This window comes from Pseudomonas sp. PA-4-8C (genome assembly GCF_021606625.1).
GTDB classification, from domain to species: Bacteria; Pseudomonadota; Gammaproteobacteria; order Pseudomonadales; family Pseudomonadaceae; genus Aquipseudomonas; species Aquipseudomonas lactis.
In genome coordinates this window covers 1-22,071 of sequence record NZ_WKCD01000072.1, presented here as the reverse complement: position 1 = coordinate 22,071, position 22,071 = coordinate 1, and the positions used below count along the sequence as shown (strand labels likewise).

The following is a 22,071-nucleotide window of genomic DNA, read 5'->3' as shown; positions in this document are numbered from 1 at the left end:
GTTCCAGACTTCGACCATTTGCAAGGCAGCGTCGAGTACAGCGGCGTCCGGCGTGTCGGAAGGGGAAGTGGTCATAGTGAAGGTCTCGGATGATTCAGGCAGTGTGGAAAGCGCTCAAAGGCGCGCTTTCCACACGGTCTGGTACGGCGTCAGTCCCGGCTTTCGCGCTCGACTGGTTTTGCTTCTTTGGCCTCAGGCTGCTTGTCGCTGGCCTGCTGCGGTGTTGGCTGCTCAGTTGGGTGCAGGCTTGGGAAGGGGAGATTAGGTATCTCGTGCATCGTGGTCGCTCCTCGCAAGGTCTGTTTTTTCAATCGCAGGTGATTCCGCGCTCTCAAAAAGCCTTGGCAGGATACAGCACCGTAAATGACAAAAAGACTTTTATCTCGACTGTCTCGCCCATTTTTCTCCTAAAAGACTGTAGGAGCGAGCTTGCTCGCGAAAAGCGTCAACGATAACTCGGTGCGTCAGGTAGCCAGCGGTGTCTGTAGGTGCTTCGCGAGCGAGCTCGCTCCTACAAGGGGCAAGTCTTAGAACGGCACCTTGCCGAGGATCATGTCGCGGTACATCACAAAATCCCCCAGCAAACTGTAAAACGGGTGCTGAAAGGTGGCGGGGCGGTTCTTTTCGAAGAAGAAGTGGCCTATCCAGGCAAAGCTGTAGCCCGCGAGCGGCAAGGCCAGCAGCAGGACCAATGAGCCTCTGCCGATGGCGTACGCGAGAATGCCGATCACCAGGGTGGTGCCGATAAAGTGCAGGCGTCGACAGGTGCTGTTGCCATGCTCGGCCAGATAGTACGGGTAGAACTCGGCAAAACTGTTGAATTTCTTGATGTTTTCCACGGTGACCGGCCCTCTGGTTGTTGTGCCGCCAACGGGTGCGCGGCGGGGAGCTTATTTGAGTCTAGAGTGAACAGTGCTAACAGCCAGTGACAATAGATGCCACTTTAGTATCCTTGGCTTCCTGGCTGCCGTTTGAGCCTGCTTTCAATAAGAAGACGCCATGAGCGAACGAACAACTTCTGCAAGCTGGGCGATGGGCATCGTCAAGGCGCTGGAAATGGATGGCCTGGATTGCAGGGCCTTGTTCAAGCAGTTGGGCCTGGATTATGCGTCCCTCACTGACCCCGATGCGCGCTTCCCGCAGGACGCCATGACCCGCCTGTGGCAGCGTGCGGTGGAGGTGTCGGGCAACCCGGCGATTGGCCTGAACATGGGCAAGGTGGTACGGCCTGCCTCGTTTCATGTTGCCGGTTATGCGTTGATGTCCAGCAACACCCTGGCCGAAGGCTTTATGCGCTTGGTGCGCTACCAGCGCATCATCGCCGAAAGCGCTGACTTGAGTTTCCGACTTTTACCCGAAGGCTATGCGTTGATTCTGACGGTGCATGGCGATCATCTGCCGCCCACCCGTCAAAGCGCCGAGGCCTCGCTGGCCAGCGCTCTGGCCCTGTGCGGCTGGCTTACCGGGCGCACCCTGCAACCGCGCAAAGTGCTGCTGCAAGGCGACCAGCCGGCGGACTTGGCGCCCTACCAACACGCCTTCCACGCGCCTTTGCAATTCAATGCACCCTATGACGCGTTGATTTTCGAGCAGGCCGACATGGAGGCGCCGCTGCCCACAGCCAATGAAGCCATGGCGCTGTTGCATGATCGCTTTGCCGGAGAATACCTGGCGCGTTTTTCCGAAAGCCGCGTGACCCACAAGGCGCGTCAGGTGCTGTGCCGCCTGCTGCCCCAGGGCGAACCCAAGCGCGAAGCGGTGGCCCAGACGTTGCACCTGTCCCAGCGCACCTTGCAGCGGCGGCTACAGGAGGAGGGCACCAGCTTCCAGGCCTTGCTCGATGACACCCGGCGCGAACTGGCCGAGCAGTACCTGGCACAACCCAACATGACCCTGCTGGAAATCGCCTACCTGCTGGGGTTTGCCGACCCGAGTAACTTTTTCCGCGCCTTTCGCCGCTGGTTCGATGCCACGCCCGGCGAATACCGGGCGCGGTTGCAGCAAATGTCGACCGTCAGTGACGCCAGAACGCCGGAATGCACAACACAAACACGGTGATGATCTCCAGGCGTCCCAGCAACATGCCCAGGGACAGGATCCACTTGGCGGCATCCGGCAGGGTGGCGAAATTGCCGGCCGGGCCGATGGTTTCGCCCAGGCCGGGGCCCACGCCGGATACGGTACTGGCGGCGCCGGTCAACGCGGTCATCCAGTCAACGCCCAGCAGTGACAGGGCCAGGGCGATCATGCAGATGGTGATGGCGAAGAAAAACGAAAAAGTCAGGATCGAGCGCACGATCTCCTCATCGAGGCGATGGCCGTTGTACTTCTGCTTGATCACCGCGCGGGGATGGATCAACTGATTCAAGTTGGCCTTGAGCAGGATGTAGGCCACCTGGAAACGGAAGATCTTGATGCCGCCGGCGGTGGAGCCCGAGCAGCCGCCAATAAAGCCCAGGTAGAAAAACAGCATCAGTGAGAAGTTGCCCCACAGGCTGTAGTCCCCCAGTGCAAAGCCGGTGGTGGTCACCACCGATGTCACGTTCAGCGCCACATGACGCAAGGCATCGAGCCAATGCAGGTTGGTGGTCCACCAGTACCAGGTGCCGAGTACCAGCCAGGTCACCAGCAACAGGCCGAGCAAGCCTTGCACTTGCTGGTCCTTGATCAGCGCCCGACGGTTGCCGCGCAACGTGGCCACATACAAGGCGAACGGCAAGCTGCCAAGGATCATCACCACCACCGCGACCCAGTGCACCGCCGGTTGTTTCCAATGGGCCAGGGACTCGTCCGAGGTGGAAAACCCACCGGTGGAGATCGCCGACATGGCATGGTTGATCGCATCGAACACGCCCATTCCGGCCCACCAGAAGGCCAGGCTGCCGAAGATGGTGATGCCCACATACGCCGCCACGATCAGGCGCGCCACCATATGCGAGCGAGGCATGACTTTTTCCGAGCGGTCCGAAGATTCGGTCTGGAACAGGCGCATGCCACCAATGCGCAGCAGCGGCAGGATCGCCACCGCCATGCCGATAAAGCCGATACCGCCGAGCCAGTGCAAAAGCGAACGCCACATCAAAATGCCTGGCGACATGCTGTCCAGCCCGCTCAACACGGTGGAGCCTGTGGCGGTGATGCCGGACATGCTTTCGAAGAACGAGTCGGTGTAGCTGATGTGCTGGGTCAGCAAAAAGGGCAGGGCGGCGAAGATGCACACCACTACCCAGCTGCTGACCGTGAGCAGGTACATGTCCCTGGGGCGCAGGTGCACGTGCTCGGGGCGGCCAGGGATGACCAGCGCCAACCCGGCGATAAAGGTGATCAGGCTGGCCCACAGGAACGAGGGGAGGTCGCTGGTGCGTTCGAAGATCACCAGGGTCGCCATCGGGATCACCATGGCGACCGCAAGGGTGATCAGGAAGATGCCGATGATGAAACCGATGATACGCAGGGTCGGCAACGCCATGAAGTTCGCTCGGGTGATTGGGCAGAGGCGCCATTCTACCTGTGGTGCAGGTCTTGTAAACCAAGGGCTGCGGTGGCTTGGGGTCTACACAACTTCGCAGCGACGCTGAAGCTGTGGCGAGGGAGCTTGCTCCCGTGACGACCTACCCACTGGCGCCTATCTACCTGACACATCACGATCCAAATGTGGGAGCTGGCTTGCCTGCGAAGGTATCGACTCGGTGTGCCCGAATCACCGAGTTGTCTGGATCGCAGGCAAGCCAGCTCCCACAGAGATAGGTGCAGCAGTTATTGCGCGCATGAAAAAGGCGACCCGCAGGTCGCCTCTTCAATTGCGCTTGATCAGAACTCGTGATCAGCGCTGTCCGGGTTCAGGTCACTGATACCCAGCTTGCCAGCAGCGGCTTCGATCGAACCGGTCTGCTTGACCAGGGCGGCAATCGAGTCACGCACGATCTGGTTGCCCTTTTCATTGTCAGCGGCGATCAACTGGTCGTAGTGCTCGCCGTTGTTGGCGTGGTCAACCATCACCTGGATCTTCGCTTCGGTGGCTGCCAGGTCAGCCTTGAGGGCTGCGTCGGCTGCCGGGTCGAGCTTGGCCACCAGAGACGACAGGCTGGCGCCGGTCAGCTTGGTGCCGTCAACACGGGTGTATTCGCCCAGGTAGACGTTACGGATGCCCTTGGCGTCGTAGAAATGCGAGTAATGGGTGTTGTCGCTGAAGCAGTCCTGCTCGTCTTCCGGCGAGTTGGCTTCCAGGGACACTTTCATGCGCTCCCCGGCGAGCTCGCCCAGGGACAGGCTGCCCATGCCGAACAGCATTTTACGCAGGCCGTCGGTGCCCGGTTCCGACTCCAGGGTGGCGCGGTAGTTGTCTTCGACGTTGGGCTTCCAGTTGTCGACCATTTCCTGCAGGTCGCTGACCAGCAGTTGGGTGACCGCACGCAGGTAAGTGCGGCGACGCTCGTTGTGGCCGCCGGTTGCACCGTCTCCGGTCATGTAGTCCGACGCCGGGCGGTTGCCCGCGCCTGGGCCGGTGCCGTTGAGGTCCTGGCCCCACAGCAGGAATTCGATGGCGTGGTAGCCGGTGGCGACGTTCGCTTCGGAACCGCCCAGTTCATTGAGGCTGGCGAGTTTTTCCGGGGTGATGTCCTTGACGTCGACCTTGTCTTCGCCCACCTGGATCTCGTTATTGGCGATGATGTTGGCGTTGGCACCTGGGTTACCCAGTGCGTGTTCGTAGGACTTGTCGACGTAGTCGATCAGACCTTCGTCCAGGGGCCAGGCGTTAACCTGGCCTTCCCAGTCATCGATGATGGTGTTGCCGAAGCGGAACACTTCGCTCTGCAGGTAGGGTACGCGCGCGGCGATCCAGGCGGTACGGGCCGCTTTCAGGGTTTCGTCGTTCGGGTTGGCGAGGAAGGTGTCGATTGCGGTCTGCAGGGTTTTTGCGGTGGATTCGGCATCGCTGTACACCGCAAACACCATGTCTGCGTAGTGCGCGACCACGGCCTTGGCGGCCGCTTCGTCGACCTGGCCTGCCGGGGCAGCCGCCGGTGCGGTAGTGCTGGCGGCAGCGGGTGCCTGGGGCGCGGCGGCCTTGTCTTTACCTTCGCCGCAACCGGCGAGAGAAATGGCAATGGCCAGCAGACTGGCGGTGGCCAGGGGCATACGAATCATGGCGAACATCCTGCTTCGGTTGTTGAAAGGGCGCGCGGGGAGCGCAAACGCTGCGACATAATGCGAAAGATTTGCATTTTGTGTAAAGGCTTATACGCGGGAAATATTGAGTATCGAAGTGTAAATTCAAAGACTCACGGCGTTATTGCGCTCGGCCTGCTTCAAATAAGCCGTCAACTCCCGGGCCTGCAGCGGTTTGCTGTAGTGATAACCCTGCCCCTCATGGCACCCCTCGGAGATGACATAGGCCTCCTGTTCGGCAGTCTCCACTCCTTCGGCAATCACCTGCATGCCCAGGCTTTTGCCCAGTTGGATAATGGCACGCACGATGGTTGCGTCATCGTCGTCGTCCTGCAGGTCCTGGACGAAGCTCTTGTCGATCTTGATCTTGTCCAGGGGCAGGCTTTTGAGGTAACTCAGGGATGAGTAGCCAGTGCCGAAGTCATCAATGGCGATCAGCGCCCCGGAGCGGCGCAGGCTCAACAGGTGCTGGGCGGCGGTGCTGATGTCTTCCATCAGGCCGGTCTCGGTCACTTCCAGCTCCAGGCTGCGCGGCGGCAGGCGATAGATCTGCATCAGGTTGTTGACCACCCGCGGCAACTCGGTGTGGTGCAGTTGAACGGTGGACAGGTTGACGGCCATGCGTAGCGCCGTGAAGCCCTGGTCATGCCATTCGCGCAGTTGCCGGCACGCCTGGTCCAGCACCCATTCGCCAATGGGAATAATGGTGCCGTTCTGTTCCGCCAGCGGGATAAACAAATCCGGCGGTACCAGCCCGTGCTCAGGGTGTTGCCAGCGTAGCAGGGCTTCCACGCCCACCACCTGATGGTCGCGGTAACTGATTTGCGGTTGGTACACCAGGTGCAACTGCTCGCGGCTCAGCGCATCGCGCAGGTCTTTCTCCAATTCACGGCGCCGGCGCATTTCGCTGTCGACGCTGGCGATATAAAACTGATAACGGTTGCGCGAGCGGCTCTTGGCCAGGGTCATGGTTTGCTCGGCTTTTTGCAGCAACTTCTCGGTGCTGTCGCCATCCTCCGGGAACAGCGTAATGCCAATGGTGGCGCGTAGGCGGATCAGGTCGTGGTCGAGGGCGAATTCAGCCTCCAGGTCATCGAGAATACTTTGCGCCAGTTCGGCGGCTTCGTAGGGCTGGTCGATATCGGCTTGCACCAGGGCGAACTGGTCACCGCCCAGACGGGCGAGCGTACCCAGGCGGCCGCTGTGGGCGCGCAGACGGTCGGCCAGGGCCAGCAGCAGTTTGTCGCCGGCCTGGTAGGTGAACTGCTCGTTGACGCTCTTGAAGTCATCCAGCCCCACGCACAACACCGCGACACGGCGTTGCCGGCGTCCGGCGTCCGTGAGGATCTTGTCCAGTTGCGCCTGCAACTTCTGGCGGTTCGGCAGGCCGGTCAGGAAGTCGTATTGGGCCATGCGCAACAGGCTCGACTCGGCCTCGTGGCGCAAGTGGGTATTGCGCTCGATGGATTCGAGCAATTGGTTGGCGGTGTTTATCCACTGCCCCAGTTCGTTGCGTTCGTGGCCCTTGAGCTGAGGGATCTTGTGCTCGCTGGGACGGTCCGGGTTGATCGAGGTCAGGTGCCCGATCATCCGCGACAGCGGTTTGGTCAGCATCCAGTGATACACCAGGTACAACACCAGCCCCATGACCAGGGCGCGCAATACGCCCGAGATAAAGATGATGACCGAGCTGACCAGGAAACTTCGGCCGTAGGTGGCGGTGTCGAGGGTGATGCTGAGGTCGCCGTAGTATTCGCTATAGGGGCCCTTGCCCACCAACGAAGTGGTAAAGGAGCGTTCCTGGCCAAGAATCAGATCGGTCAACCAGCGGCTGGGGGACTGCTGTAAAGGGCGGTTTTTTTCCGCCAGCATGGTCTCGTTGGGGTGGCCGATAGAAGCCATGCGCACAGCGTCGTCCTGGAACAGACCTTCGATCACCTGCATGCCCATCTCGCGATCCAGGCTGTACACGGCCTGGGTCGAGGGGTCGCGAAACATGTCGAGAATGCGCTGGGCATCGCCTGCCACGGCCTGGCGCGTTTTGTAGGCATCAAAAACGATCTGCGCCGCGCTCAGTGCCACACCCACGATCAAGGCCGACAGCAGCACAACCCGTAGCAACTTCACCGACAAGCTGTTCTTGAGTTCCAGCTTCAAAGGGGGCATTCCTTGTCTCATGCGGGTGGCCGTCAATATGCCATGAGTATTGGCAATCTGGTGATGGCAGTCAAAGGGACATTGGGGCCTTGGCTTAATTGAGGTTTGGGCTGGATAAACGCAGGTAGGCGCCCGCTGATGTTCGGGCTTGTCATAAACAGGAAAGGGTAGAGTGCAGCAGCGGAGAAGGCGGAGGCTATCCGCCTTCGAGTTGGCGACGATTTAAGAAAAATCGATCTGGCCCTGAGGCTGTTGCTGTTCCCCACCGATTTTCGAGCCTTCACTGACCATGTCCAGGGCTTTGTTTGCCAAGTCCATTGCGCCTTTTGCCAGGTCCAGCCCTTTATCAGCAATACCCGCTACCACTGGGACCGCACCTGCAACCCCTGCTGCCATCGAAATAGGATCCATCGTCATGCTCCACATTGATTCAGGAGGGTTATTCCTCCTGACGTTTGTGTGGTCAATTGTTACGGTTGAGTTCCGGTATCTCTGCGCTGTCAGCCTGGCGCGCATAAAAAAGCCCGGCAATCGCCGGGCTCTTTCTACTGCAAGCGTTACTTAGGCAGTGAAGGTCTTGCCTTCGAACTGCTCAGCCACGAACTTCCAGTTGACCAGGTTCCAGAACGCTTCCACATACTTTGGACGCACGTTGCGGTAGTCGATGTAGTAGGCGTGTTCCCAGACGTCGCAGGTCAGCAGCGGGGTGTCGCCGTTGGTCAGCGGGTTGCCGGCGCCGATGGTGCTGGCCAGGGCCAGGGAACCGTCAGCCTTTTTCACCAGCCAGCCCCAACCGGAACCGAAGGTGCCGACCGAAGTCTTGGTGAACTCTTCCTTGAACTTGTCGAACGAACCGAACGCAGCGTTGATGGCTTCAGCCAGCGCGCCGGTTGGTTGGCCGCCGGCGTTTGGCGCCAGGCAGTTCCAGTAGAAGGTGTGGTTCCAGACCTGAGCGGCGTTGTTGAAGATGCCGCCCGAGGAAGACTTGACGATCTCTTCCAGGGTCTTGCCTTCGAACTCGGTGCCAGGCACCAGGTTGTTCAGGTTCACGACATAGGTGTTGTGGTGCTTGTCGTGGTGGTATTCCAAGGTTTCCTTGGAGATGTGCGGCTGCAGGGCATCGTGTGCGTAGGGCAGCGGCGGCAATTCGAAAGCCATGATGATTCTCCTAATCAGGTCAGTTGCGGTGAGCGCAAGGCCGATCACGGGCGGCCAAACATGCGCCGGGGAGTTTGTACTCTTTGCGGCGCAGGGGGCCGATCATAGCACCGGGGGTGCGGCATAACCACGCAACAACTGTGTGGGATAGAGGTTCCAGCGCGTTTTGGAATATTCGTCAGGCGCTGATCAGTTGATAGGCCACAGAGAACATCATCGCGGCGACCAGCAGGTCCAGCAGGCGCCAGGTGGCCGGGCGTGCCAGCCAGGGTGCCAGCCATGCCGCACCCAGCGCCAGGGTGGCGAACCACAGGAATGAAGCACTGGCCGCACCGGCTACGTAGGCACCCGGTTCGGTTTGTTGCGCGCCCAGGGAGCCGATCAGCAGGACGGTGTCCAAGTAAACGTGGGGGTTGAGCAAGGTGACCGCCAGGGCGCTCAGCAATACGGCGCGCAATGAGCGCGTCTTGAGGCTGTCGCTTTGGTCCAGGCTCTGTTTCGAGCAGGCCCTGCGCAGCGCGCACGCGCCGTACCAGAGCAAGAACGCAGCGCCGCCCCAGCGTGCCACCGCCAGCAGTATCGGGCTCTGCGCCAGCACGGTGGCCAGCCCAAATACCCCGGCGGCCACTAACAGTGCGTCGCAGATCACACACAACGCCGCCACGGGTAAGTGATGTTCGCGGCGCAGACTTTGGGCGAGTACGAATGCATTTTGGCTGCCGATTGCCATGATCAACCCGAGGGCCACCAGCAAACCGTTCATATAGCTTTGCCACATAGAAGGAGATCCTTGTTGATGCTCAAACGATGCTGGCTATGGTGCCGCTCAAGGTTGTATAAGAAAAACCAATATTGCTGATCGCTCATTAGAGAAACTGATGTTCGACTATAAATTGCTTTCTGCCCTGGCGGCGGTGGTGGAACAAGCCGGCTTTGAGCGCGGTGCCCAGGTGTTGGGGCTGTCGCAGTCAGCCATCTCCCAACGCATCAAGCTATTGGAGGCGCGCATCGGCCAGCCGGTGTTGATACGGGCCTCGCCGCCAACGCCCACCGATATCGGCCGGCGCCTGCTCAACCATGTGCAGCAGGTGCGTTTGCTGGAGCGTGACCTGCAAAGCCAGGTACCGGCCCTGGACGAGGAGGGTATGCCCGAGCGTCTGCGCATTGCCCTGAATGCCGACAGCCTCGCCACCTGGTGGGCCGAGGCGGTCAGCGACTTCTGCGCCGAACAGCATTTGCTGCTGGACCTGGTGGTCGAAGACCAGACCGTGGGCCTCAAACGCATGCGCGCCGGTGAAGTGGCGGCCTGCATTTGTGCCAGCGAACGTCCCGTGGCCGGGGCTCGCAGCCTGTTGCTGGGCGCCATGCGTTATCGGGCGCTGGCCAGCCCGGCCTTTCTGGCGCGGCATTTTCCTGGAGGTGTGCGGGCCGACCAATTGGCGCGCACGCCTGCGCTGGTGTTCGGCCCGGATGATTTTCTGCAGCACCGCTACCTGGCGTCCCTAGGCGTGGACGGTGGTTTCGAACACCATCTATGCCCGTCATCCGAAGGATTTATCCGCCTGACGGAAGCCGGCTTGGGTTGGGGGCTGGTGCCTGAATTACAGGTGCGTGACCAGTTGGAAACCGGCGTATTGGTCGAGTTATTGCCAGATAAGCCCATCGATGTGCCGCTGTACTGGCATCATTGGCGCAGTGGCGGGCAACTGTTGGGCTTGTTGACCGACCATCTGGCCGATGTGTGTGGCCATTGGTTGGTGCCGTTGGAGTGATAGCGCGCGTCAAGGCAACAGCGATGAAAAACGAAAGAACACGGAGTACTACATGAAAATTCTGGTCACCGGCGCAAGCGGCTTCATCGGCGGGCGCTTTGCGCGCTTCGCCCTTGAACAGGGCCTGGACGTGCGGGTCAACGGGCGGCGCGCCGAGGGTGTGGAGCACCTGGTACGGCGTGGTGCCGAGTTTATCCAGGGTGACTTGAATGACGCCGACCTGGTGCGCGACCTGTGCCGCGATGTCGAAGCCGTGGTGCATTGCGCCGGCGCCGTCGGGCTGTGGGGCAAGTACCAGGACTTCCACCAGAATAATGTGCTGGTCACCGAAAACGTCGTCGAGGCCTGCCTGAAACAGCGCGTCGGGCGCCTGGTGCACCTGTCGTCGCCGTCGATCTACTTTGACGGTCGCGACCATCTGGGGCTCACCGAAGAACAAGTGCCCAAGCGTTTCAAGCATCCCTATGCCGCTACCAAGTACCTGGCTGAGCAGAAGGTCTTTGGCGCTCAGGAGTTCGGCCTGCAAGTGATCGCCCTGCGCCCGCGCTTTGTCACCGGGGCCGGCGATATGAGCATCTTCCCGCGCCTGCTGAAAATGCAGCGCAAGAACCGCCTGGCGATCGTCGGCGACGGCTTGAACAAAGTCGACTTCACCAGCGTGCATAACCTTAACGAGGCGCTGCTCAGCAGTTTGCTCGCCACCGGCTCTGCGCTGGGCAAAGCCTACAACATCAGCAACGGCGCACCGGTGCCGATCTGGGATGTGGTGAACTACGTGATGCGGCAAATGGAGCTGCCTCAGGTGACCCGTTACCGCTCCTACGGTGTGTCTTACAGCGTGGCAGCCTTGAATGAAGCCTTCTGCGCGATATGGCCGGGGCGGCCGGAACCGGCGTTGTCGCGCCTGGGCATGCAGGTGATGAACAAAGATTTCACCCTCGACATCAGCCGCGCCAGGCATTATCTCGACTACGAGCCCAAGGTCAGCCTGTGGGCCGCGCTCGACGAGTTCTGCAGCTGGTGGAAAGCCCAGGACCCGGGCCGCCAATAAGCTCATAAGCAGCAACACTTCGGGAACCCAATTGCAGGTTCCGAGTCGATCCATGCGCCGGGAGTGCGGTTTATACTCCTGCCGCTCGGCCTTGCAGCCAGCCATCTCATTGATTCAGGGTAGATTCATGCGTAACGATGCTAAAGACGACTTCGACAACGTTCCCAGCCTGCGGGCCGATACTGGGGATGACGATGATTTCGTGCCGACCGCCGCGACGTCGGTGCGTTCGCGAACGACGCCCGTGGTCAAGGTCAAGAGCGCCAGCACCGGGCCGTTGTGGGCATTGGTTGGCGCGCTGTTGATCGCCTTCGCGGGCCTGGCCTGGTGGAGCTTTCAGCAGATCTCCCTGATGGGCCAGCAGTTGGTCGCCACCCAGGAGAGTTTTGCCCGTATCAGCGAAGAAGCGGCGGGGCGCCTGCAGGCGATCTCCGGCAAGGTCGTGGCCAGCGAAGCCAATGTGAACAACGGCAGCGAAGCCTTGAAACTGCAGATCAAGCAGCTGGAAGCCCAGTTGCAGGAGCAGGGCAAGCAACAGTTGGGCGTCGCGGGGCAGGCCTCCGAACTGGACACCCGCCTGGCCCAGATGAGTGCCAGCACCACCGAACTGACAGCGGCCAATACCAAGCTGCAAGGCCAGGTGCAGGCCCTCACTGACGCGGTCGCCAGCCTCACGGCAGCACAGGCCGAGGTCAAGGGCCTGGCCACCGATGTGGCCGCCTTGAAGAAACAAGGCAACCCGAGTGCGGCCATCGCCCGTCTCGAGCAAGACCTGCTGGTACTCAAGAGCGCCCAGGAAAACCAGCCGGTCAACGTCGACGCGCCGACCAACAAGGAATTCGACGTGTTCCGTATCCAGACCACGCGCAATATCACCACCTTGCAAAGCCAGGTGCAGAACTTGAATCAGCGCCTTAATGCGCCGGCTGCGGCCACACCACTGGGCCAATGAACGCAAATCGTCCTCTGTAGGAGCGAGCTTGCTCGCGAAAAACGTTAACGATCACGCGGGTATCCTGGATAAGCGCGGCGCTTGTTGGCTTTTCGCGAGCAAGCTCGCTCCTACATTAGGATTAGGCTATTGATTGTCACCATTTTGTGACATTTACCATCCCTTTCGTTACTTGCCCATCCCACGCCCTTGTTTAGACTCCGGTCATCCCAAAAAAACAATAAGGGCCACCCATGACCACCCATCCACTGCCTGCCAGCAGTTGGCTGAATGCACCTGCCCATCACGCCTGGCTCGCCGCCGAAGGCCAGCGGCTGCTGGCGTTCGCCAAGGCATCGCGCCTGCCGGACGGTTTCGGCAACCTTGACGATAAAGGCCAGTTGCCGGCCAATGCCCGCGCCGAAACCATGAACACCGCGCGCATGACCCACAGCTTTGCCATGGCCCATGCCATGGGGTTGCCGGGTTATGCCGAGTTGGTGGCGCACGGTGTGGCGGCGCTCAGCGGCCCGCTGCGCGACAGCGAGCACGGTGGCTGGTTCGCCGCGCCCCATGCGGTTGATGGCAATACCGGTAAGGCGGCCTACCTGCACGCCTTCGTGGCCCTCGCTGCCAGCTCTGCCGTGGTGGCCGGCGCGCCGGGTGCGCGCACATTAATGAACGACGCTATCCATATCATCGACCAGTTCTTCTGGAGCGAAGAGGAGGGCGTCATGCTCGAATCCTTCGCTGGGGACTGGAGCGGCGTCGAAGCCTATCGTGGTGCCAACAGCAACATGCACGCCACTGAAGCCTTCCTGGCGTTGGCCGATGTCAGCGGTGATACACGCTGGCTGGACCGCGCGCTGCGCATTGTCGAGCGAGTGATCCACACCCACGCCGCCGGCAACCAGTTCATGGTGATCGAGCATTTCGACGCGCAGTGGAAGCCCTTGCTCGGTTACAACCAAGACAACCCCGCCGATGGCTTTCGCCCTTACGGCATCACACCCGGCCATGGTTTTGAATGGGCGCGGTTGCTGCTGCACCTGGAAGCTGCACGCCTCAAGGCCAAGCTGGCCACGCCGGACTGGCTGGTGAGCGACGCCAAAGGCCTGTTCGCCAGTGCCTGCGAGTACGCCTGGGCGGTGGATGGTGCGCCGGGCCTTGTCTACACTTTGGATTGGAACCAGCGCCCGGTGGTACGCGAGCGCCTGCACTGGACCCATGCTGAAGCCAGCGCCGCCGCTCAAGCGCTGCTCAAACGTAGCGGCGAACTGCATTACGAAACCTGGTACCGGCGCTTCTGGGAATTTTGCGGAACCCACTTCATCGACCGGCTCCAGGGCAGTTGGCATCACGAACTCAGCCCGCACAACCAACCCAGCAGCAAAATCTGGGGCGGCAAACCTGACCTGTACCATGCCTGGCAAGCGGTTGTGCTGCCTGCACTGCCCTTGGCACCCAGCTTGGCCAGTGCATTGGGCAGTGGATGCTATGTCACCAAGTGGTGACATTTGCGCGTCCCTTTGTTACCTGTGCCCCGAAAATCCATGTTTAAACTCCGTGCAGCGCAAGCTCTAGACTTGCATGCATAACAACAAGAAAAGGTACTCAGATGAACGCGATTAATCGCCTCGCCGTCGCTATTTCCATTGCCTCGTTGTTCCCCCTCAGTGCATTTGCCGCCGACTCCAAAGGTACGGTGGAAGTGGTGCATTGGTGGACCTCCGGCGGTGAAAAAGCGGCTGTGGATGTCCTGAAGGCCCAAGTTGAGAAAGACGGCTTCACCTGGAAAGACGGTGCTGTAGCAGGCGGCGGTGGCGCCACTGCCATGACCGTGCTCAAAAGCCGCGCGGTCGCCGGCAACCCGCCAGGCGTTGCCCAGATCAAAGGCCCTGACATCCAGGAGTGGGCGTCGACTGGCCTGCTCGACACCGACGTGCTCAAAGACGTCGCCAAAGAAGAAAAGTGGGATTCGCTGCTCGACAAGAAAGTCTCCGACACCGTGAAATACGACGGTGACTACGTCGCCGTGCCGGTGAACATCCACCGCGTGAACTGGCTGTGGATCAACCCGGAAGTCTTCAAGAAAGCCGGCATCACCAAGAACCCAACCACCCTCGAAGAATTCTACGCAGCGGGCGACAAGCTCAAGGCTGCAGGCTTCATTGCGCTCGCCCACGGCGGTCAGCCTTGGCAGGACAGCACCGTGTTCGAAGCGGTTGTGCTTTCGGTAATGGGCGCTGATGGCTACAAGAAAGCCCTGGTCGACCTGGATAACGGCGCATTGACCGGCCCGGAAATGGTCAAGGCCCTCACCGAGCTGAAGAAAGTCGCGACTTATATGGACGTCGACGGCAAGGGCCAGGACTGGAACCTGGAAGCGGGCAAGGTCATCAATGGCAAGGCCGGCATGCAGATCATGGGTGACTGGGCCAAGTCCGAATGGACCGCCGCCAAGAAAGTCGCCGGCAAGGATTATGAGTGCGTAGCGTTCCCGGGCACCGACAAAGCCTTCACCTACAACATCGACTCCCTGGCGGTGTTCAAGCAGAAAGACAAAGGCACTGCCGCGGGTCAGCAGGACATCGCCAAAGTCGTGCTGGGTGAAAACTTCCAGAAGGTGTTCAGCATCAACAAGGGCTCGATCCCTGTGCGTAACGACATGCTGACCAAGATGGAATCCTACGGCTTTGATTCTTGCGCCCAGACCGCCGCCAAGGACTTTTTGGCCGACGCCAAGACTGGCGGTCTGCAGCCAAGCATGGCCCACAACATGGCCACGACCCTGGCGGTACAGGGTGCGTTCTTTGATGTCGTGACCAACTTCATCAACGACCCGAAAGCCGACCCGGCCGACACGGCCAAGAAGCTTGGCGCGGCGATCAAGTCGGCCAAGTAACACTGCCACTGTAGGAGCGAGCTTGCTCGCGAAAAACTCAAGGTCACCGCGTTCATCCTGTATGCACGCGTTATCGTTGAAGTCCTTCGCGAGCAAGCTCGCTCCTACAGAGTTCGGTTCAGCTGCTAGTCCTTTTTCCCTGTACTGGATTTTCCCATGAGTTCTGTTGCTGTGTTCAGCAAGGCCTCGCCATTCGATGTGTTGCAGCGCTGGCTCCCTAAACTGGTGCTGGCGCCGAGCATGTTCATCGTGCTGGTGGGCTTTTATGGCTACATCCTGTGGACGTTCGTGCTGTCGTTCACCACCTCGACCTTCCTGCCCAGCTACAAATGGGCGGGCCTGGCGCAGTATCAGCGGCTGTTCGATAACGACCGCTGGTGGGTGGCGAGCAAGAACCTGGCCGTGTTCGGCGGCATGTTCATCGGCATCACCCTGGTGATCGGTGTGCTGCTGGCGATTTTCCTCGACCAGAAAATCCGCCGCGAAGGCTTTATCCGCACCATTTACCTGTACCCGATGGCGCTCTCCATGATCGTCACCGGTACCGCCTGGAAATGGCTGCTCAACCCGGGCATGGGCCTGGACAAACTCTTGCGGGACTGGGGCTGGGAAGGCTTCCGTCTCGACTGGCTGATCGACCCGGACCGCGTGGTCTACTGCCTGGTGATCGCTGCTGTGTGGCAAGCCTCGGGCTTTATCATGGCGATGTTCCTCGCCGGCCTGCGCGGCGTTGATCAGTCGATCATTCGTGCTGCGCAGATCGATGGCGCGAGCTTGCCGCGCATCTACTGGAGCGTGGTGCTGCCCAGCCTGCGTCCGGTGTTCTTCAGTGCGGTGATGATCCTGGCGCACATTGCGATCAAGAGCTTCGACCTGGTGGCGGCAATGACCGCAGGCGGCCCGGGCTACTCGTCCGACCTGCCGGCGATGTTCATGTATTCGTTCACCTTCAGTCGCGGCCAGATGGGCATGGGCTCGGCCAGTGCAATCCTGATGCTCGGTGCGATCCTCGCGATCATCGTGCCGTACCTGTATTCCGAGCTGAGGACCAAGCGCAATGACTAGTCTCGCCGCCAAACCTGCCATCAGCCTGAGCCGCATCGCGATCTACGCGGTGCTGATCCTGGCGGTGCTGCTGTACCTGGTGCCGCTGGTGGTGATGTTGCTCACCAGCTTCAAGACCCCGGAAGACATCAGCACCGGTAACCTGCTGAGTTGGCCCACAGTGGTCAGCGGCATCGGCTGGGTCAAGGCCTGGGCCACTGTGGATGGCTACTTCTGGAACTCGATCAAGATCACCGTTCCTGCTGTGCTCATCTCTACCGCCATCGGCGCCTTGAACGGCTACGTGTTGTCGTTCTGGCGTTTCCGCGGTTCGCAGCTGTTCTTTGGCCTGCTGCTGTTCGGCTGCTTCCTGCCGTTCCAGACCGTGCTGCTGCCCGCGTCGTTCACCCTCGGCAAGATGGGCCTGGCCAGCACTACCACCGGCCTGGTGTTTATCCACGTTGTCTACGGCCTGGCGTTCACCACGCTGTTCTTCCGTAACTACTACGTGAGCATCCCGGATGCGCTGATCAAGGCCGCACGCCTGGACGGAGCGGGGTTCTTCACCATCTTCCGCCGGATCATCCTGCCGATGTCGACGCCGATCATCATGGTCTGCCTGATCTGGCAGTTCACCCAGATCTGGAACGACTTCCTGTTCGGCGTGGTGTTCTCCAGCGGCGACTCCCAGCCCATCACGGTGGCGCTGAACAACCTGGTCAACACCAGCACCGGGGCCAAGGAATATAACGTGGATATGGCGGCGGCGATGATCGCCGGGCTGCCGACCCTGCTGGTCTATGTGATCGCAGGCAAGTATTTCGTGCGCGGCCTCACGGCCGGCGCGGTCAAGGGGTAATCATGGCTACGCTTGAACTTCGCAATGTAAACAAGACCTATGGCGCCGGCCTGCCCGACACCTTGAAGAACATCGAACTGTCGATCAAAGAAGGCGAGTTCCTCATCCTGGTCGGCCCGTCGGGCTGTGGTAAGTCCACGCTGATGAACTGCATCGCCGGCCTTGAGACCATCACCGGCGGCGCAATCATGATCGGTGATCAAGACGTGAGCGGCATGAGCCCTAAGGACCGCGACATCGCCATGGTGTTCCAGTCCTACGCTTTGTACCCAACCATGAGCGTGCGCGAGAACATCGAGTTCGGCCTCAAGATCCGCAAGATGCCGCAAGCCGACATCGACGCCGAAGTGGCGCGCGTGGCCAAGTTGCTGCAAATCGAGCACTTGCTCAACCGCAAGCCGGGCCAGTTGTCCGGGGGTCAGCAACAGCGCGTGGCCATGGGCCGTGCCCTGGCGCGACGGCCGAAGATTTACCTGTTCGACGAACCGCTGTCTAACCTTGACGCCAAGCTGCGCGTCGAGATGCGTACCGAAATGAAGCTGATGCACCAGCGTCTGAAAACCACCACCGTCTACGTGACCCACGACCAGATCGAAGCGATGACCCTGGGCGATAAAGTGGCGGTGATGAAGGACGGCATCATCCAACAATTCGGCACGCCGAAGGAAATTTACAACGACCCTGCCAACCTGTTTGTGGCAAGCTTTATCGGTTCACCACCGATGAACTTCGTTCCCATGCGCCTAAAACGCCAGAACGGTGATCTGGTGGCGGTGCTCGACAGCGGCCAGGCCCGTTGCGAGTTGCCGTTGGGCATGAGTGACGCCGGGTTGGAAGACCGCGATGTGATTCTGGGCCTGCGCCCGGAGCAGATCGTGCTGACAGCGGGCGAGGGCAACGGCTCGTCGAGCATTCGCGCCGAAGTGCAGGTGACCGAGCCTACCGGCCCGGACACCCTGGTGTTTGTGCAGCTCAACGACACCAAGGTGTGCTGCCGTTTGGCGCCTGACGTGGCACCGCAAGTGGGCGAGACCCTGACCTTGCAGTTCGACCCGGCCAAGGTATTGCTGTTTGACGCCAAGACCGGCGAGCGGTTGGGCACGGCTGCTTCATTGCCGGCACAGGGGCATGCCGACAATGTGACCCAGTTCAAGGGTCGCTAAAGCATCGTGTAGGAGCGAGCTTGCTCGCGAAGGTCGTTAACGATAACGCGGGCATCCTGGATGAGCGCAGTGACCTTGAGTTTTTCGCGAGCAAGCTCGCTCCTACGGTAATGTGGTTAATGGTTAACTCGTTGTTTTAGCTAAAAAAATGTAACCCGCGTTAGATAAAAACAGTTTAATAACAATAAAGACGAGGATGTAGGGATGAAAAAGCAACACAACAACACCCGGCTGATCTGCCAACTGTCAGCGGCAGCAGCCCTTGTATTGTCCGCCAATGCGATGGCGGCCGATGCATTCAGCGCCGATTCCAAGTGGATGACCGGCGATTGGGGCGGCGAGCGTACCAAGCTGATCGAGCAAGGTATCGACATCAAGGCCGACTACGTTGGGGAGATGGGCTACAACGCTCACGGTGGCTACAACGACGACAAGACCGGTCGTTACTCCGACCAGTTCGGTCTGGGCGTGGCGCTGGACCTGCAAAAACTGTGGGGCTGGGATAACACTCAGGCCAAGATCCAGTTGACCAACCGGAATGGCCAGAACATCTCCAATGACCGCATTGGTGATTCCAGCAGAGGTCCGGCGACTTTGAGTTCCTCTCAAGAAGTCTACGGTCGCGGCCACATGGTGCGACTGACCCAGTTGTGGATCCAGCATCAGTTCCTCGACGGCAAGCTGGACGTCAAAGCCGGTTACTTCGGTGAAGGCGAAGACTTCAACACCTTCCCGTGCGAATTCCAGAACCTGGCGTTCTGTGGTTCCCAAGTGGGTAACTGGGCCACCAACATCTGGTACAACTGGCCAGTCAGCCAAGCCGCTTTGCGCGTGAAATACCACATCACCCCTGAGCTGTATGCGCAAATTGGCGCGTACAACCAGAACCCGTCGCAGCTTGAACACGGCAACGGCTTCAAGCTCAGCGGTAGTGGCACCAAGGGCACTGTATTGCCGGTAGAACTGGTTTGGTCGCCCAAGATCAATGGCCTACCGGGCGAATATCGTGTGGGTTACTACAAGAGCACGGCTGACGCCAGTGACGTGCGTGAAGATGCCAATGGCAATGACGCTGCGATCAGCGGTGACGGTTATCGCGTTCACAGCAGCAAACACGGCTACTGGGGTGTCCTTCAACAGCAACTCACTACACATAATGGCGACGCCTCTCGTGGTCTGAATATTGCGGCCAACGCAACTTTCCACGATAAAGACACTAACTTCATCGACAACTATCAGTCGCTGATGCTTGTGTACAAAGGCCCCTTCGATGCTCGTCCAAAAGATGACGTCGGGATCGGTTTCGCCCGTATCCACGTTAACGATGATGTGAAGAAAAACGCTGAGTTGCTGAACGCGGGTGGTGGCTTCACCGACTACGACCAAGCCGGTTTCACACCGGTGCGTAGCACAGAATACAACTACGAAATCAATTACGGCTTCCATGTGACCAACTGGCTGACCGTGCGCCCCAACCTGCAATACGTTACCCACCCAGGTGGCAATGACGAGATCGACAACGCCTTGGTCGCGGGCCTGAAAATTCAGTCTACGTTCTAACGCTGTTGCGATAAGCTCCTCTCTCTGTGCGCATTTGCGGGTAGCCATGGCTATCCGCTTTTTTTTGCGTGGCACTGTGATATTCGGGACCTGGGCACATGCACGAGCAACCGCTGCAACGCTTTTTCAAATCCCTGCGCGAGCGTCCGGTGTTCGCCTGGGAGCGCTTTCAGATGCGCGATGTGTTGGTGATCGACCATCCGCTGTGCCAGGCGGTGTTCAGTCGCCAGGGCGCGCAACTATTGCACTTTCAGCCCACCGGCCAGAAGCCTTGGCTGTGGTGCGCGGCCAAGTGGCCACAGGTCGGCGCCATTCGTGGCGGCGTGCCGGTGTGCTGGCCTTGGTATGGCCGCCACCCCAGCGAAAATGCCTGGCCTTCCCACGGTTGGGCCCGCTTGATCGACTGGAAACTGCTCGACAGCAGCACCGATGACGACGGCGTGCGCCTGCACTGGCAATTGCAACTGTGCGACTGGCAGGTGGACTTGCACGCGCACCTGGGCGACACCCTGGAACTGCGCCTGAGTACCGAGCACCACGACGAGCTGCCGTGCCAGTTGAGCCATGCATTGCACGCTTACTGGCGTATTGGTCACGTTGATGAGGTAGCGCTGTCTGGGCTCGAAGGAGCGCAAGGTTATGACCAGCTCAATCGCCAGGTTTGTCAGCAGGAAGGCGAATTGCGGGTCGATGGTGGATGCCAGCGGGTGTTCCAGCATGAGGGTGAACTGCAGCTCAAGGACCACGCCTGGCAGCGTGAACTGTGCATCGACACGGGCGACACTGCCGACACGGTGGTGTGGCACCCGGGGAGCCGGCCGCTGTTGGGCGTGAGCTTTAACGAAGCGTCGGGGTTTGTGTGTGTGGAGGCGGCGATGGCGGCGGCGAGCCTGGCGCCGGGGGAGAGGGCCCACTTGAGTTTGCAGGCCAGGGCAGGGGTTTAGCGGTGTGGCTGATGGCGCTATCGCAGGCAAGCCAGCTCCCACCTTTGGAATGCATTCCCCTGTGGGAGCTGGCTTGCCTGCGATAGCGCCGGTACTGCTGGAAGAGCTGCCTGCTAGTTGAATTCATGATCGTTCCCACGCGGAGCGTGGGAATGCAGGCTATGACGCTCCGCGTCACGACGCTAAAGGCAGACGCAGAGCGTCCAGTGAGGCATTCCCACGCGGAGCGTGGGAACGATCAGTTGACACGGATTTAGTTGAATTCATCCCCCACCGGATATCGGCTGTCATTCAAGCTCTCTTTGATTTTCCGCAAATGCGGCTGAAAATCTACGCCACGGCGCAACGTCATGCCGGTCGCCAACACATCCAGCACCGTCAACTGGATAATCCGAGAAGTCATCGGCATGTAGATATCCGTGTCTTCCGGCAACGGGATGTTCAGGCTCACCGTACTGGCTTTGGCCAGCGGCGAGTTCTCGGCGGTCACGCCCAGCACTGACGCACCGTTTTCCCGAGCGATACGCGCCACTTCCACCAGCTCGCGGGTACGGCCGGTGTAGGAGATGATCACGAACAACTCTCCGGTGTGCGCCACCGATGCGATCATGCGTTGCATCAGCACGTCGGCGTGGGCGGTCACTGCCAGGTTGAAGCGGAAGAACTTGTGCAGCGCATCCATGGCCACGGGAGCCGAAGCGCCGAGGCCAAAGAAGTGGATCTGCCGTGCCTGGATCAACAAGTCCACGGCCTTGCTGATCAGCGCCGGGTCCAGGGCCTGGCACGCGCTGTCCAGAGAGGCAATGGCGCTGCCAAAGATCTTCTGGGTGTAGGCCTCGGGGTTATCATCGGCCTCCACGGCGCGGCTGACATACGCGGCGCCACTGGCCAGGCTTTGCGCCAATTGCAATTTAAGTTCAGGGTAACCGCTGACACCGAACGAGCGGCAGAAACGGTTGACCGTCGGTTCACTGACCGAGGCGGCCTGGGCGAGGGCGGCGATCGAGAAGCGTGTGGCCTGCTGCGGGTTGAGCAGGATCACTTCAGCGACTTTGCGCTCGGCCTTGTTCAATTCTTCGAGGCGGTTCCGGATCTGTTCCAGAAGATTTCGCACGCGGTCCATTCAGTCTTTCCTTCGGGCGACGATGCAAATAAAAAGGCGGTAACCAATCGATGAGTGGCTTTTCGCGGTGGCCTATCCTACTGAGGGTAGCTGAACACCACCACTCGCAATGCGTATTTCCGGAAAATGTTGTGGTTATTACTACATTTTTCCTTGAGTGATGCCTTGAAAAAAGGTATTTGTAGCTTAACTTGATAAAAGAACAAACATCATGCCTTCGATAACCGTGGAACCC

19 protein-coding genes are annotated in these 22,071 nt (G+C 59.9%); 11 read left to right on the top strand and 8 right to left on the bottom strand.

What is annotated here, in order from left to right:
• Positions 1-527 precede the first annotated feature (527 nt).
• Positions 528-839, bottom strand: a complete 312-nt coding sequence (locus tag GIW04_RS13760; protein WP_003193783.1) for a DUF962 domain-containing protein — start codon at positions 837-839, stop codon at positions 528-530.
• A 160-nt stretch (positions 840-999) separates the two neighbouring features.
• Here GIW04_RS13760 and GIW04_RS13755 point away from each other — a divergent pair, with 160 nt between their 5' ends.
• Positions 1,000-2,058 (top strand): AraC family transcriptional regulator, encoded by a 1,059-nt coding sequence (locus GIW04_RS13755; protein ID WP_003193782.1) that lies wholly within the window; start codon positions 1,000-1,002, stop codon positions 2,056-2,058.
• Here GIW04_RS13755 and GIW04_RS13750 read toward each other — a convergent pair.
• The 6 genes from GIW04_RS13750 to GIW04_RS13725 form a co-directional block, all read right to left on the bottom strand.
• Positions 2,015-3,469 (bottom strand): TrkH family potassium uptake protein, encoded by a 1,455-nt coding sequence (locus GIW04_RS13750; protein ID WP_003193780.1) that lies wholly within the window; start codon positions 3,467-3,469, stop codon positions 2,015-2,017. The genes GIW04_RS13755 and GIW04_RS13750 overlap by 44 nt on opposite strands.
• 341 nt (positions 3,470-3,810) lie before the next feature.
• Entirely contained in the window at positions 3,811-5,148 is a 1,338-nt protein-coding gene (locus GIW04_RS13745) for an imelysin family protein (RefSeq protein WP_120248617.1), read from the bottom strand.
• A 126-nt stretch (positions 5,149-5,274) separates the two neighbouring features.
• Positions 5,275-7,335 (bottom strand): putative bifunctional diguanylate cyclase/phosphodiesterase, encoded by a 2,061-nt coding sequence (locus GIW04_RS13740; RefSeq protein WP_373874290.1) that lies wholly within the window; start codon positions 7,333-7,335, stop codon positions 5,275-5,277.
• Between the two features lie 213 nt (positions 7,336-7,548).
• Positions 7,549-7,737, bottom strand: coding sequence for a hypothetical protein (locus GIW04_RS13735; RefSeq protein ID WP_144401845.1), 189 nt, complete (start codon positions 7,735-7,737; stop codon positions 7,549-7,551).
• Between the two features lie 150 nt (positions 7,738-7,887).
• Complete coding sequence (locus GIW04_RS13730) at positions 7,888-8,484, bottom strand: superoxide dismutase (RefSeq protein WP_003175739.1); 597 nt, start codon at positions 8,482-8,484, stop codon at positions 7,888-7,890.
• 178 nt (positions 8,485-8,662) lie between these two features.
• A complete protein-coding gene (locus GIW04_RS13725; protein ID WP_032895568.1) occupies positions 8,663-9,262 on the bottom strand; it encodes a LysE/ArgO family amino acid transporter in 600 nt (199 codons plus the stop codon).
• 100 nt (positions 9,263-9,362) lie between these two features.
• Here GIW04_RS13725 and GIW04_RS13720 point away from each other — a divergent pair, with 100 nt between their 5' ends.
• The 10 genes from GIW04_RS13720 (at position 9,363) to GIW04_RS13675 (ending at position 20,713) form a co-directional block, all read left to right on the top strand.
• Positions 9,363-10,256 (top strand): LysR family transcriptional regulator ArgP, encoded by an 894-nt coding sequence (locus tag GIW04_RS13720; protein ID WP_003193773.1) that lies wholly within the window; start codon positions 9,363-9,365, stop codon positions 10,254-10,256.
• Between the two features lie 52 nt (positions 10,257-10,308).
• The gene (locus GIW04_RS13715; protein ID WP_003193771.1) at positions 10,309-11,307 is read left to right on the top strand and encodes an NAD-dependent epimerase/dehydratase family protein; all 999 of its coding nucleotides are present in this window, start codon (positions 10,309-10,311) and stop codon (positions 11,305-11,307) included.
• Positions 11,308-11,434: 127 nt separating this feature from the next.
• Complete coding sequence (locus tag GIW04_RS13710) at positions 11,435-12,259, top strand: ATPase (RefSeq protein ID WP_034134356.1); 825 nt, start codon at positions 11,435-11,437, stop codon at positions 12,257-12,259.
• Positions 12,260-12,492: 233 nt separating this feature from the next.
• Positions 12,493-13,752, top strand: coding sequence for a D-mannose isomerase (locus GIW04_RS13705; protein ID WP_120248618.1), 1,260 nt, complete (start codon positions 12,493-12,495; stop codon positions 13,750-13,752).
• 104 nt (positions 13,753-13,856) lie between these two features.
• Positions 13,857-15,143 carry an ABC transporter substrate-binding protein gene (locus GIW04_RS13700; RefSeq protein ID WP_003193767.1) on the top strand — a complete coding sequence of 429 codons (1,287 nt, stop codon included), beginning with the start codon at positions 13,857-13,859 and terminating at the stop codon, positions 15,141-15,143.
• A 156-nt stretch (positions 15,144-15,299) separates the two neighbouring features.
• Positions 15,300-16,208, top strand: coding sequence for a carbohydrate ABC transporter permease (locus GIW04_RS13695; RefSeq protein ID WP_003193765.1), 909 nt, complete (start codon positions 15,300-15,302; stop codon positions 16,206-16,208).
• Complete coding sequence (locus GIW04_RS13690) at positions 16,201-17,046, top strand: carbohydrate ABC transporter permease (RefSeq protein ID WP_003193763.1); 846 nt, start codon at positions 16,201-16,203, stop codon at positions 17,044-17,046. Before GIW04_RS13695 ends, GIW04_RS13690 begins: the two co-directional genes overlap by 8 nt.
• Before the next feature lie 2 nt (positions 17,047-17,048).
• Positions 17,049-18,209, top strand: a complete 1,161-nt coding sequence (locus GIW04_RS13685) for an ABC transporter ATP-binding protein (protein WP_120248620.1) — start codon at positions 17,049-17,051, stop codon at positions 18,207-18,209.
• Positions 18,210-18,413: 204 nt separating this feature from the next.
• Complete coding sequence (locus GIW04_RS13680) at positions 18,414-19,769, top strand: carbohydrate porin (protein WP_120248621.1); 1,356 nt, start codon at positions 18,414-18,416, stop codon at positions 19,767-19,769.
• Positions 19,770-19,867: 98 nt separating this feature from the next.
• Positions 19,868-20,713 carry a D-hexose-6-phosphate mutarotase gene (locus GIW04_RS13675; RefSeq protein ID WP_003193759.1) on the top strand — a complete coding sequence of 282 codons (846 nt, stop codon included), beginning with the start codon at positions 19,868-19,870 and terminating at the stop codon, positions 20,711-20,713.
• Positions 20,714-20,966: 253 nt separating this feature from the next.
• Here GIW04_RS13675 and GIW04_RS13670 read toward each other — a convergent pair whose 3' ends face one another.
• Positions 20,967-21,827, bottom strand: a complete 861-nt coding sequence (locus GIW04_RS13670; RefSeq protein ID WP_169856377.1) for a MurR/RpiR family transcriptional regulator — start codon at positions 21,825-21,827, stop codon at positions 20,967-20,969.
• Between the last annotated feature and the right edge of the window lie 244 nt (positions 21,828-22,071).